10 protein-coding genes and 2 pseudogenes are annotated in these 12,089 nt (G+C 72.6%); 10 read left to right on the plus strand and 2 right to left on the minus strand.

The window, feature by feature from the left end; genetic code table 11:
* The first annotated feature begins 13 nt into the window (after positions 1-13).
* Entirely contained in the window at positions 14-838 is an 825-nt protein-coding gene (locus QA802_RS23125; RefSeq protein WP_334525930.1) for a Fic family protein, read from the plus strand.
* Between the two features lie 465 nt (positions 839-1,303).
* On the opposite strand, the gene QA802_RS23130 is transcribed toward QA802_RS23125, so the two are convergent.
* Positions 1,304-2,137, minus strand: a complete 834-nt coding sequence (locus QA802_RS23130; RefSeq protein ID WP_334525933.1) for an HAD family hydrolase — start codon at positions 2,135-2,137, stop codon at positions 1,304-1,306.
* 588 nt (positions 2,138-2,725) lie between these two features.
* Between QA802_RS23130 and ssd the strand changes: the two genes are divergently transcribed.
* From ssd to QA802_RS23165, 7 genes and pseudogenes are all read left to right on the plus strand, one after another.
* Entirely contained in the window at positions 2,726-3,829 is a 1,104-nt protein-coding gene (ssd, locus tag QA802_RS23135; protein ID WP_334525936.1) for a septum site-determining protein Ssd, read from the plus strand.
* Positions 3,826-5,025 (plus strand): TadA family conjugal transfer-associated ATPase, encoded by a 1,200-nt coding sequence (locus tag QA802_RS23140; protein WP_319171817.1) that lies wholly within the window; start codon positions 3,826-3,828, stop codon positions 5,023-5,025. The genes ssd and QA802_RS23140 overlap by 4 nt, the downstream gene beginning before the upstream one ends.
* A 177-nt stretch (positions 5,026-5,202) precedes the next feature.
* A complete protein-coding gene (locus QA802_RS23145) occupies positions 5,203-6,066 on the plus strand; it encodes a type II secretion system F family protein (RefSeq protein WP_443042167.1) in 864 nt (287 codons plus the stop codon).
* The gene (locus tag QA802_RS23150; protein ID WP_334525940.1) at positions 6,063-6,872 is read left to right on the plus strand and encodes a type II secretion system F family protein; all 810 of its coding nucleotides are present in this window, start codon (positions 6,063-6,065) and stop codon (positions 6,870-6,872) included. The genes QA802_RS23145 and QA802_RS23150 overlap by 4 nt, the downstream gene beginning before the upstream one ends.
* Before the next feature lie 111 nt (positions 6,873-6,983).
* Positions 6,984-7,214: a DUF4244 domain-containing protein gene (locus QA802_RS23155; RefSeq protein WP_416070996.1), complete on the plus strand. Its 231-nt coding sequence runs from the start codon at positions 6,984-6,986 to the stop codon at positions 7,212-7,214.
* A 61-nt stretch (positions 7,215-7,275) separates the two neighbouring features.
* A pseudogene (locus QA802_RS23160) lies at positions 7,276-7,596 on the plus strand (TadE family type IV pilus minor pilin); the annotation flags it as partial.
* Positions 7,597-7,712: 116 nt separating this feature from the next.
* Positions 7,713-8,246: pseudogene (locus tag QA802_RS23165) on the plus strand (Rv3654c family TadE-like protein); the annotation flags it as partial.
* Positions 8,247-8,400: 154 nt separating this feature from the next.
* On the opposite strand, the gene QA802_RS23170 reads toward QA802_RS23165, so the two are convergent.
* On the minus strand, positions 8,401-10,971 hold the full coding sequence (locus QA802_RS23170; RefSeq protein WP_334525946.1) for a DEAD/DEAH box helicase: 2,571 nt from the start codon (positions 10,969-10,971) through the stop codon (positions 8,401-8,403).
* 81 nt (positions 10,972-11,052) lie between these two features.
* Here QA802_RS23170 and bldG point away from each other — a divergent pair, with 81 nt between their 5' ends.
* Both bldG and QA802_RS23180 read left to right on the plus strand, forming a co-directional pair.
* Positions 11,053-11,394, plus strand: a complete 342-nt coding sequence (gene bldG, locus QA802_RS23175) for an anti-sigma factor antagonist BldG (RefSeq protein WP_009189842.1) — start codon at positions 11,053-11,055, stop codon at positions 11,392-11,394.
* A 112-nt stretch (positions 11,395-11,506) separates the two neighbouring features.
* The gene (locus tag QA802_RS23180; protein WP_334525949.1) at positions 11,507-11,935 is read left to right on the plus strand and encodes an ATP-binding protein; all 429 of its coding nucleotides are present in this window, start codon (positions 11,507-11,509) and stop codon (positions 11,933-11,935) included.
* The last annotated feature ends 154 nt before the right edge of the window (positions 11,936-12,089 follow it).

Here is a 12,089-nt window from a genome sequence, read left to right on the forward strand (position 1 = left end):
TAATGTCGCACTCATGAGTACGACAGGCGCGTCCGCCGATCCGCTTGCCGCCCTGGGAGTGTTGCCCGGAGTGGCCGAGTCCGTGGAGTCCGTCCGCAAGGCCGTGGACCGGGTCTACGGGCACCGTGTCATGCGTCGCCGCAGCGGCGCGGTCACTTCCGAGGCCGCCCTGCGCGGAGCCCGCGGCTCGGCGGCGCTGTCCGGGGCGGACTGGGCCCTGGAGGAGGTGCGCCGACGCAGCGACTTCGGCGTGGACGGCGAGGCACGCGTCGTGGGCGCCTCGCTGCGGCTCACCGCGGAGGCGGGTCAGTTGCTGTCCATCTGGCGGCAGTCGCCCCTGCGGGTGCTGGCGCGGCTGCACCTTGTCGCCGCCGCGAGCAACGGTGACGAGGTCGGGCGGCCGCGCCATGCCGGGGAGGCGGTCGACGAACCGCTGATCGAACTGCCGCTGCCGGACGCGGACGAGCTGGCCGGCCGCCTCGAGGGCCTGTCCGAACTGATCATCGCGGGAGGGTCCGCCCCCGCCCTGGTGACGGCCGCAATCGTGCACGGGGAGCTTCTGGCGCTCCGTCCCTTCACCTCCCACAACGGTCTGGTGGCGCGGGCCGCCCAGCGTGTCGTCCTCATCGGCAGCGGTCTCGACCCCAAGTCGGTCTGCCCCGCCGAGGTGGGACACGCCGAGCTCGGCCGGGCCGCCTATGTCGCGGCCCTGGACGGTTACGCGTCCGGCACCCCGGACGGCATGGCGGCGTGGATCACGCACTGCGGCAAGGCCGTGGAACTGGGCGCGCGCGAGTCGACGGCGGTGTGCGAGGCGCTGCAGCGCGGAGCCGCGTGACGACGCTCCGCGCGTGGTGGAGCGGCAAGCCGACAACCCGTGCACGCGTGAGGCGGGTATGAAAAAGGCCCCCCGCGGGGGCCCTGCAAAGGGTTGCGGCGGTACGAGTTCTCGTACCGCCGCTGGCATGATCACCCGGTTACCAAGCGTCCTCGATATATGCCCATCAGGTCGGGACTTTGCCCGTCACCTGGTGCGGCTGGCCCGTAATCGACGGGTCGACGTCGCGTGGGTGCCCGGTTCTCATGCGCGGTCCGTGGGGCCAAATGCGTTATTAAGGTGATCCTCTCGGATGTCCTTGGTCTCGCGGGCCGTTGAGTCATTTGTACTCCAGGACCTCGACAAGCGGAAGCCCTGGCACCAGTTCTTTACTTTCACTCTCAAACAACAGCGAATTAAATGAAAACGGTCATTGTGGCGCGGCGTCGTACGGTGGATCGTCGCGGACGCAAGTGGGGCGACCCCTCAGGCCATCGCCGCCCGGCGCCTGCTGGCGTACCAGACCAGACCCGCGGTGGCCGCCGCCGCTCCTATGGCCGCCATGGCGACGAGTGCCGGGCGCGGCGGCACGGAGAACGCGGGGATCCGCTGCTTGAGGCGCACCGGACGATGGAAGTCGAGAATCGGCCATCCGCGCGCCACGGCCTCGCGCCGGAGCGCCCGGTCCGGGTTCACCGCGTGCGGATGCCCGACCGACTGCAGCATCGGCAGGTCGGTCGCCGAGTCGCTGTAGGCGTAGCAGCGGGAGAGGTCGTAGCCCTCGGACACGGCCAGCTCCTTGATCGCCTCCGCCTTCGTCGGACCGTACGCGTAGTACTCCACTTCGCCGGTGAAGCAGCCGTCCTCGCCCACGACCATGCGGGTGGCGACCACGCGGTCCGCTCCGAGCAGCTCGCCGATCGGCTCGACCACCTCCGCGCCCGAGGTGGAGACGATGACCACGTCACGGCCGGCGACGTGATGCTCCTCGATGAGTGAGGCCGCCTCGTCGTAGATCAGCGGATCGATCAGGTCGTGAAGCGTCTCGGCCACGATCTCCTTCACCTGTTGGACGTTCCAGCCGCGCACGAGGGCCGACAGGTACTCGCGGGTTCGTTCCATCTGGTCGTGGTCCATGCCGCCGACCAGGAACACGAACTGGGCATATGCGGTACGCAAGGCCGCCCGGCGGTTGATCAGCCCGCCTTGGTAGAAGGACTTGCTGAAGGTGAGCGTGCTCGACTTCGCAATGACGGTCTTGTCCAGGTCAAAGAAGGCCGCGGTGCGGGGCAGGGAGTGGTTTTCCACAAGCAAGAGCATAGGCGCAGCCCATTCGGCGTAAGGTGGGCGCGTGGGTTTGCCTGAGAGGGCTCTCGGGTACACCATGGAAGTCACGGATCGTTCGCGACCGTGCTAACCCGGTCCGGCTCCTCCCCCCCCCGAGTCGGCCGTGGAGACGACCCCCGCTCTCCCCCCCGGCGGGGGTCGTCGCATGTCCGGGTGGGTTTTGGTGGGTTTCTCCCTTTGAACGCGGCGGATGCGCCGTCTCGAGGCGGCTGCGGCCGCCTCTTTCGCATGCCCGCGACGCGTCACGGTACGTAGTCGTCGGACTGCTCTGCGGGAGTCGCGCAGGACGGGCGCCAGCCGCCGTACGGGTGACGGCGATATTCACAACTGTCCGCTCGTCCACAGTTTTCCACCAAGATCCACAAGATTTCCGGGTTCGTCGCACCGTGATTCCCACGGATCCGCTCGGGCCGACTCCACATGGTCGGTTCCGTTTGTCGGACGCCCGCCGCCGGTTTCCGGTGGCCGCTCATACGGAGGGCCGCGCGCCGGTTCTCCACGCATCGGTGAATCGCGGGGCCGCAGTCACTGCGCGACCCGCAGTGAAGGGGGATGGAGAACATGACCGGAGCCGTCGCACACGAGCCGCCGCCCACCACCGGAGGGCGGCCGGCCAAGCCTCTGATCGTCACGGAGGACCCGGACCTCCTGGACGACCTGCTGCGCCTGTGCGCCGCGGCCGGCGCCACACCGGAGGTCCACCACTCGGCACCGCAGCGCCGGGGCAGCTGGGAGGCCGCGCCCCTTGTCCTGGTGGGCGACGACGCGGCACGCCGCGTGCGCGGTGCCGCCCGCCGGCGCGGGGTGGTCCTGGTCGGTCGCGACCAGGACGACTCCGGGGTGTGGCAGCGCGCCGTGGAGATCGGCGCCGACCACGTCCTGATGCTTCCAGACGGAGAGCAGTGGTTGGTCGACCGCATCGCCGACGTCGCCGAAGGCATCGGCCGGCCCGCCCTCACCGTCGGCGTGATCGGCGGCCGTGGCGGCGCCGGAGCGTCCACGCTCGCCTGTGCCCTCGCCGTCACCTCGGCACGCGAGGGGCTGCGCACCCTGCTCATGGACGCCGACCCGCTGGGCGGCGGACTCGACGTGCTCCTCGGCGGCGAGAGCGCCGAAGGGCTGCGCTGGCCCGCCTTCGCCGCCTCACGGGGGCGAGTCGGCGGTGGCGCCCTGGAGGAGTCGCTGCCCAGGCTGCACTCGCTGCGCGTCCTCAGCTGGGACCGAGGCGACTGTGTGGCCGTCGCGCCGCAGGCCGTACGCGCGGTGCTCGCTGCGGCCCGCCGCAGGGGCGGCACCGTCGTCGTCGACCTGCCACGCCGTATCGACGACTCGGGCGCCGAGGTGCTGGCCCAGCTCGACTTGGGCCTCCTCGTGGTCCCCGCCGAACTGCGCGCCGTCGCCGCAGCCGGGCGCGTGGCCTCCGCCGTCGGCATGGTGGTGCGCGACCTGCGGGTGGCGGTGCGCGGCCCCTACGCACCCGGGCTCGACGACGTCGAGGTGTCCCGCCTGCTCGGATTGCCGCTGGCCGGCGAGGTGCCCGTCGAGACGGGCCTGCTGCGTCCGGACGGCGGGAAGACGCCGCCGGGCGCGGCCGCGCGCGGGCCCCTCGCCCGCTTCTGCAAGGAGTTCTGGGAGCGGGCGCTGACCGAGACGGGCAGGTCATGAGCGCGCCGCTCGGCCTCGAACGGACGGGAGAGGACGGGGCGCTGCTGGACGGCGTACGTCAGTGGCTCGCCGAGAGCGGCGCCGACCCCACTCCCGCCCGCGTGGCGCAGGCCCTTCGGGAACAGGGCCGGGTCCTCGGGGACGCGGAGATTCTCGGGGCGGCCGAGCATCTGCGCTCCGAACTGATCGGCAGCGGGCCTCTGGAGCCGCTGCTGGCCGACCCCCGGGTGACCGACGTGCTGGTCTCCGCCCCGGACCGGGTGTGGGTCGATCGGGGCGGCGGCCTGGAACCGACCGGCGTCTCCTTCCCGGACGCGGCGGCTGTGCGACGCCTCGCGCAGCGGTTGGCGGCGGTGGCCGGACGACGGCTGGACGACGCCCGGCCATGGGTCGACGCCCGGCTGCCGGACGGGACGCGACTGCACGCGGTGTTGCCCCCGGTGGCCGTCGGCTGCACCTGCCTGTCGCTGCGCGTCGCGCGGCCCCGAGCCTTCACGCTCGAGGAACTGGTGGCCGCCGGCACCGTCCCGCCGGGTGGCGACCGGGTGCTGCGGGCCCTGTTGCGAGCACGATTGTCCTTCCTGGTCAGCGGGGGGACGGGAAGCGGCAAGACGACCTTGCTGAGTGCGCTTCTCGGCCTGGTCGGGCCGGGGGAGCGGATCGTCCTGGCGGAGGACTCGGCGGAGCTGCGACCGGAGCACCCGCACGTGGTCCGCCTGGAGAGCAGACCCGCCAACCAGGAGGGCGCGGGGCTCGTCACCCTCGAGGACCTGGTGCGACAGGCCCTGAGAATGCGGCCGGACCGGCTTGTCGTCGGCGAGGTACGCGGGCGGGAGGTCGTCGATCTGCTGGCCGCGCTCAACACGGGCCACCAAGGCGGCTGTGGCACGGTCCACGCCAATGCCGCCGGCGACGTCCCCGCGCGGCTGGAGGCGCTCGGCACGGCGGCCGGGCTCGACCGGGTCGCGCTGCACAGCCAGTTGGCGGCGGCGCTGTCGGTGGTCCTGCACCTGGTGCGGGACCCGGCAGGGCGACGGCGGATCGCGGAGGTGCACGTCTTGGAACGGGACCTGACCGGACTGGTGCGGACCGTGCCGGCGCTGCGCTGGACGACCGGCGCCTTCGCCCGGGAGCGGGGCTGGGAGCGGCTGCGGGAACTGCTGCGGAGCGAGGAGGACGACCAGTGGGCGTGGTGAGCAGGGCGGACGGACGGGTGGGCGAGTGGAGGGAAAGGCCGCCACGAGCGGGAGCGGAGGGGCGATGGCGGGTGACGGGAGGGCGGGGGCCGGCGCCGGGTGAGGAGGGCCGGAGACCTGTGACGGGTGAGGAAGGAGAGAGGGCTGTGACGAGTGACGAAGGGGTGGGCGGGTGTGATGAGTGAGATGCCCATGGCCGCTGCCGTGGCGTGTGCCGGGGCCGCGGCCTGGCTGACCGGCGGACCGTACGCAGGGGCCAGGAGGGCGCAGATGCTGCTCGCCGGAGGCGGCGTGGTCGGCAGTGTGCCGCCCCCGGCCTGGCGCCTGCTGGCCGATGAACTGCGCAGCCTCCGGGGCCGGTGGCGGCCCGAATGGTGGGCGCCGGTCGCCGGCTTGGTCCTCGCGGTGCTGGGCGGCTCGGCACTGCCCGTCGTCGCGGGGGCGGCCGGAGTGCCCCTGCTGCGCCGGGCGCGGCGGGCGGCCGAGGCGCGGCGGGCGGGGGAGAGTCGGGGCGATGCGGTGATCGCGCTGTGCGCGGCGCTGGCGGGGGAGGTGCTCGCGGGCCGGCAGCCCGGGGAGGCGTTGCAGTGGGCGGCGCGGGACTCGGGCGGGCTGGGCGAGGTGCAGCCCACGGTGCTGGCGGCGGCGCGGTTCGGCGGCGATGTGCCGCGGGCCCTGGCGCTCGCCGCGCGGTCGCCGGGAGCCGAGGGGCTGCTGGGACTTGCCGCGTGTTGGCGGGTGGCTGTGGACCAGGGTGCGGGTCTGGCGGCCGGACTCGACCGTCTCGAAGCCGCGTTGCGAGCGGAGCGGGATCAACGGGCTGATCTACGGGCTCAGTTGGCAGGACCTCGCGCCACTGTGGTGATGCTCGCCGGCCTGCCGGTCCTGGGACTGCTGCTGGGCGCCGCGCTCGGTGCGGACCCCCTGCACGTCCTGCTGCACACCGGAGCGGGGTTGGGCTGCCTGCTCGTCGGCGGAGTGCTGGAGGGAGCCGGGGCGTGGTGGGCGCTGCGGATCGTACGCAGGGCGGAGGCGGCGTGAGCGGGGAAGTTGTCCACAGGCTGGGGGTGACCGTGGGGATCGTGGCGGCCCTGTGGTGGTCGGTGCGGCGGCTGGCGACCGTCCGGCGCGAGCGCGGGGCACGTCGGCGGCTGGCCGGACTGCTGACCTCGGACACGGCGTCGGGGCCGGTGTTCGCGTCGACGTCGGGCAGTCGGCGTCCCGGGCCACGGGAGGCCGTACGGCAGTGGCTTCCTGAAGCCCTCGGGGTGGGCGCCGGATGGGCGGCGGTCGGCGGTGTCACGGATTTCCTCCTGGGGTTGACGGGCGCGGTGGGCCTGGGACGGTGGCGGCGTCGGCAGCTGGCCACGGGTACGGCGGGCGAGGACGACGCCGGGATCGCCGCACGGCAGCTCCCGCTCGCCGCGGATCTGCTGGCCGCATGCATCGCGGCGGGTGCCGGCCCCGTGATCGCGGCTCAGGCGGTCGGCGAGGCGCTGGGCGGTCCTGTCGGCAACGGGCTGGCGCGTGGTGCTGCCGAGGTACGGCTGGGAGGCGAACCGGGCACAGCCTGGCGGAGGTTGGCATCGACGCCAGGCGCGGCAGCGCTGGCCGGGCTGCTGGAGCGGGCTGCCGTGTCGGGTCTGCCGGCCGCCGCACCTGTCGCCCGGCTCGCCGCCGACACCCGAGCCGGCTGGGCGCGCGCGGCGACGGCACGGGCCCGGCGGGCGTCCGTCATGGTCACCGCGCCTGTGGGGCTGTGCTTTCTTCCCGCGTTCATCGCGGTCGGTGTGCTGCCGATCGTGCTCGGACTGGCGGGCGGGGTGCTGGGAGGAGGTGGGCCATGACGAAGCGGCGCGGGTGAGCAGCCGAACGACAAGAGATCGACAGACCTGACCTGAACTGAACTGAGCCGAGCTGAAATCGGACGAACTGGGCCAGAAACGACGGGGGTTGAAATGAACAAGACGACGGCAAGGGTGGTACGGACGGTGCGGGCAAGGCTGCTCGCCCTGGTGTGCAGGGCACAGGGGGCACGGCGGGACGCGGGGATGGTGACGTCCGAGTACGCGATGGGAATCGTGGCGGCCGTGGGTTTCGCGGTGCTTCTCTACCAGGTGGTGACGAGCGATGTGGTCGCGGAGCAACTGCAGGCGCTCGTGAAACGGGCGCTCAGTGCGGGCGCGTAGGTACGGAGGCGAGTCCTCGCGCGGGCGTCGGCGGCAGCGCGGCCGCGGGGACTGGGGGTTCGTGACGGCGGAGTCGGCGGTGGTGCTGCCGGTGCTGGTGGTTTTCGCGATGTCGCTGGTCTGGGGGCTGCTCGTCATGGCTGCCCAGATCCAGTGCGTGGACGCGGCCAGGGCCGGCGCCCGGGCCGCGGCCCGTCAGGACCCGGCCGGCTCGGTGCTCGAGGTGGCCCGCGCCACGGCGCCGCGCGGGGCGCGGGTGACGATCGGCAGGGAGGGCGACCAGGTTCGCGTGGTGGTCGTCGCGAAGCCGCCCGGGCTGCGCGGGCTGCCCTTCGAGGTACGGGAGGAGGCCGTGGCCGCCGCGGAGGAGGCCGTGGGAGACCCCGGGAGCCCAGAGGATCTGGGCACCCCGGGCACCCCTGGGGGCGCAGGGGGCGCAGGGGGCGCAGGGGGCGCGGTCGACGCCCCAGGGGTGGCCCCGGGAGCGGAGGCGGGGTCATGAGCCGCCTCGGCCACGTCGGAGGGGATGGGCGGAGCTTCCGACAGGTCGGAGAGGACGGGAGGCGTCTTAGTGGCCTCGCAGCGGACGGGAGCAGCCTTCGTGACCTTGGAACAGGCGGGAGGCGCTGGGGCCTCCGTGACCTGCGGGAAGACCAGCGCGGGGGTCTTCGTCGCGCCGGAAGGGGGTGGACTCGTCTCCGGCGCCTCGCGGCAGGCAGCCGCGGCGGGGGAGATCGCGGTTCCGCCACCGTCTGGAGCGTCGGTGCGATCACCGTGCTGTGCGTGGTGTTCGGCGCGGTACTCGCACTCGGGCAGGCCGTGACGTCCCGGCATCGGGCCGCGGGCGGCGCCGACCTCGCGGCGCTCGCGGCTGCCGACCACTGGTCGGACGGCGCCGAACGGGCTTGCACCCGGGCGGACCGGGTGGCCCGGGCGCAACGCGCGCGGCTGGTGCGGTGCTCCGTGGTCGGTCAGATCGCGGACGTCACGGCGGCCTCGGGAAGCGGAGCCTTCGCGGCCCAGGTCAGGGCGCGGGCGGGACCACCGGAGGCGGCGGCACTCCCGGTGCCTTTGCCACCGCAGGCACCCCCACCAGCGCAGGCGCCCCCGTCTCCTCCTGCGGACGCACTTCCGTCTTCGCCCGCGGAGGAGTCTCCGTCTCCTCCTGCGGACGCACTTCCCTCCACTACTCCGCGGCCGGTCCCGCCGTCTCTTGCGCGGCCGGTATCGCCGTCTCCTCCGCGGCCGGTCCCGCTGCCTCATGCGCGGCCGGTATCGCCGTCTCCTCCGCGGGCGCTCGGGGGTTCTCCTGTGGAGCCTCCCGCAGGAGTTCCGTGAGGAGGCGGACCGCACCCCGCTTGTGCAGTGGGTCGTTGCCGTTGCCGCACTTGGGGGACTGGATGCAGGACGGGCAGCCGGCGTCGCACTCGCAGGAGGCGATGGCCTGGCGGGTGGCGGTCAGCCAGGCGCGGGCCGTGTGGAAGGCGCGCTCCGAGAAGCCCGCGCCGCCGGGATGGCCGTCGTAGACGAAGACCGTCGGGAGCAGCGTGTCGGGGTGGAGGGGCACCGACACGCCACCGATGTCCCAGCGGTCGCAGGTCGCGAACAGCGGCAGCATGCCGATCGACGCGTGCTCGGCGGCGTGCAGGGCCCCGCCGAGGATCTCGGGGTTGATCCGGGCCGCGTCCAGTTGGTCGTCGGTGACGGTCCACCAGACGGCACGCGTGCGCAGGGTACGGGGAGGGAGGTCGAGCTTCGACTCGCCCAGGACCTCACCGGTGATGACGCGTCGACGAAGGAAGGAGACGACCTGGTTGGTGACTTCGACCGACCCGTAGCACAACCGGCCCTGACCCCAGGGGATTTCGACGTCCGTCTCCAGGACGGAGATCGACGTGGTGTCGCGGGCGACCGTCGAGTACGGCGGGCTGGCCTCCTCGACCAGGGCGACGGAGTCGTCCAGGTCCAGGGAGCGCACGAGATACGTGCGGCCCTGGTGGAGGTGGACAGCGCCCGTGTGAACGGTGGTGTGGGAGGCCCCGGCGTCGACCGTGCCGAGCAGTCGGCCCGTGCCGGCCTCGACGACCTGGACCGGGCGACCGCCCTGGCCGCGGATGTCCGCCAGGTCGGCGGCCCGTTCACGGCGGGTCCAGTGCCAGGCCTTCGTCCGGCGGCGCAGCAGCTTCGCGGCCTCCAGCTGCGGCAGCAGGCCTTCCGTCTCGGGGCCGAACAGGGGCAGGTCCTCGTCGGTCAGCGGCAGCTCGGCGGCCGCCGCGCACAGATGCGGCGCGAGAACGTAGGGGTTGTCGGGGTCGAGGACCGTCGACTCCACCGGACGGTCGAACAGCGCCTCCGGGTGGTGGACGAGGAAGGTGTCCAGGGGGTCGTCCCGGGCGATGAGCACGGCCAGCGCGCCCTGACCGGCGCGACCCGCCCGGCCGGCCTGCTGCCACAGGGACGCGCGCGTGCCCGGGTAGCCGGCGATCAGGACGGCGTCGAGTCCGGAGACGTCGATGCCGAGTTCCAGGGCGGTGGTCGCGGCGAGACCGAGGAGCTCGCCCGAATGGAGGGCCTGCTCCAGGGCGCGTCGCTCCTCGGGCAGGTAGCCACCGCGGTAGGCGGCGACACGCCGGGCGAGCGAGCGGTCGACCTCGGCCAGACGTTCCTGGGCGATCACGGAGATCAGCTCGGCGCCGCGCCGGGAGCGGACGAAGGCGACGGTGCGCACGCCCTGGACGGCGAGGTCGGTCAGCAGGTCGGCCGTCTCGGCGGTGGCCGTACGCCGGACGGGTGCACCTTTCTCGCCCACCATCTCGGTGAGCGGCGGCTCCCAGAGGGCGAACACCAGTTCACCCCGGGGTGAGGCGTCGTCGACCACCTCGACCACGGGGAGGCCCGTGAGGCGGCCGGCGGCGACGCCCGGGTCGGCCGCTGTCGCGGAGGCCAGCAGGAAGACCGGGGAGGCGCCGTAGCGGGCGCACAGGCGGCGCAGACGCCGCAGCACGTGGGCGACGTGGGAGCCGAACACGCCGCGATAGGTGTGGCACTCGTCGATGACGACGTACTTCAGGGACTTCAGGAAGGAGGACCAGCGGGGGTGGGACGGGAGTATGCCCCGGTGCAGCATGTCCGGGTTGGTGAGGACGTAGTTGGCGTACTGGCGGATCCACTCCCGTTCCTCGAACGGCGTGTCGCCGTCGTACACGGCCGGCCGTACGGCGTTGCCGAGCGGTTGTGAGAGTTCCTTCACCGAGCGGCACTGATCGGCCGCCAGCGCCTTCGTGGGCGCCAGGTACAGGGTGGTGGCACCGCGGCCGTTGGGGGCCTCCGAGCCCTCCAGGAGGGCCGAGAGGACCGGTACGAGGTACGCCAGCGACTTGCCGGACGCGGTGCCCGTGGCGACGACCACGCAGTCGCCGTCGAGGGCGTGCTCGGCGGCCAGGGCCTGATGGGCCCAGGGGTGCTCGATGCCGCAGGCCTGCACGGCCGCGACGACTTCGGAACGAATCCGGTCGGGCCAGACGGCATGGCGGCCCGCACGCGGGGGCAAGTGCTCCGTATGAGTGATGCGCGACGCCCGGCTCGGTCCCGGGGCGAGCCGGTCGAGGACCGCGCCCGGAGACAGGCGGGGCGCGGTCTCGGGCGAGGATCGATCGGATCGGAGATTCTTGGCCATCGGCACCGAGTGTGTCACTGGCGTGACGGACAATGGAGCCAAGGCGTCGTGCACGCCTGCCGGTAAGTGATTGAATGCCATCGCGGCTGGCGTACCGTCCCGGGGGCTCCTGTTCAGGTGTTCCGAGGGACGACCGCTCGATAGCAAGGTGCTGGAGGATCCGTGGACCTGTCCCTGTCGACCCGTACCGTCGGCGATCGTACGGTCGTCGAGGTCGGTGGCGAAATCGACGTATATACCGCGCCCAAGTTGCGCGAGCAGCTGGTCGAGCTGGTGAACGACGGGAATTTCCACCTCGTCGTCGACATGGAGGGCGTGGACTTCCTCGACTCCACCGGGCTCGGCGTACTGGTGGGCGGACTGAAGCGGGTGCGTGCCCACGAGGGCTCGCTCCGTCTGGTCTGCAACCAGGAGCGTATTTTGAAGATCTTCCGCATCACTGGTCTGACCAAGGTGTTCCCCATTCACACCTCGGTCGACGAAGCGGTCGCTGCCACCGACTGACCACCCCTGCCGGGCCGATGCGGCCCGGCACGGATGGTCGAACAACATAGGGGGTCCGGGCCTGTGCGGCCCGGCCCCCCTGACAGCACGCCCGTAGTTCCGAGGGGGACGCATGGCCACCGTTGAACTCCGCTTCAGCGCGCTGCCCGAGCACGTCAGGACCGCCCGACTGGTGGCGGCGGCGGTGGCGCGCAGGGCCGGGGTGGACGAGGCCGTTCTCGACGAGGTCCGGCTCGCCGTCGGTGAGGCCTGCTCCCGCGCCGTCGGACTACACCAGACGGGCGGTATCACCGCGCCCGTGAAGGTGCTGCTGATCGAGGAGGAGAAACAGTTCTCCATCGAGGTCGGCGATGAGGCGCCCCATACGGCTCCCGGCGACCGGGCGCCCGGTTCCGGCGGGGAGGTCGAGGTCGAGGAGGACGAGATGGGCCTCGCGGTCATCAGCGGCCTCGTGGACGACGTGGAGGTCACCGCCGGAGAGCACGGTGGGCAGATCCGTATGTCCTGGCCGTCGGCTGCGGTCACGGCCACGCTGACCTGAGTCGTCCCGAGCCGCCCACAGCGTTTCGGTTTCCCAGGGGCCCCACTCCGGTGGGGCCCTTTGGCATGCGCGGACCTGGGGACTCGTGCATGCTTGCAGTGATCTCGTGAAGTGAATCATGAGAAGTCAGTCACGAGAAGTGAATCATGCAGTG

Origin of the sequence: Streptomyces sp. B21-105, from assembly GCF_036898465.1 — a bacterium.
Classification (GTDB): Bacteria; Actinomycetota; Actinomycetes; order Streptomycetales; family Streptomycetaceae; genus Streptomyces.

What these genes read in the sequence shown, in the direction of transcription:
- QA802_RS23140 (WP_319171817.1), top strand. Translation starts at nt 3,826, where the DNA reads ATGAGCGCGCCGCTCGGCCTCGAACGGACGGGAGAGGACGGGGCGCTG.
- QA802_RS23130 (WP_334525933.1), bottom strand. Translation starts at nt 2,137, where the DNA reads ATGCTCTTGCTTGTGGAAAACCACTCCCTGCCCCGCACCGCGGCCTTC.
- ssd (WP_334525936.1), top strand. Translation starts at nt 2,726, where the DNA reads ATGACCGGAGCCGTCGCACACGAGCCGCCGCCCACCACCGGAGGGCGG.
- QA802_RS23155 (WP_416070996.1), top strand. Translation starts at nt 6,984, where the DNA reads ATGAACAAGACGACGGCAAGGGTGGTACGGACGGTGCGGGCAAGGCTG.
- QA802_RS23125 (WP_334525930.1), top strand. Translation starts at nt 14, where the DNA reads ATGAGTACGACAGGCGCGTCCGCCGATCCGCTTGCCGCCCTGGGAGTG.
- QA802_RS23170 (WP_334525946.1), bottom strand. Translation starts at nt 10,971, where the DNA reads ATGGCATTCAATCACTTACCGGCAGGCGTGCACGACGCCTTGGCTCCA.
- QA802_RS23145 (WP_443042167.1), top strand. Translation starts at nt 5,203, where the DNA reads ATGAGTGAGATGCCCATGGCCGCTGCCGTGGCGTGTGCCGGGGCCGCG.
- QA802_RS23180 (WP_334525949.1), top strand. Translation starts at nt 11,507, where the DNA reads ATGGCCACCGTTGAACTCCGCTTCAGCGCGCTGCCCGAGCACGTCAGG.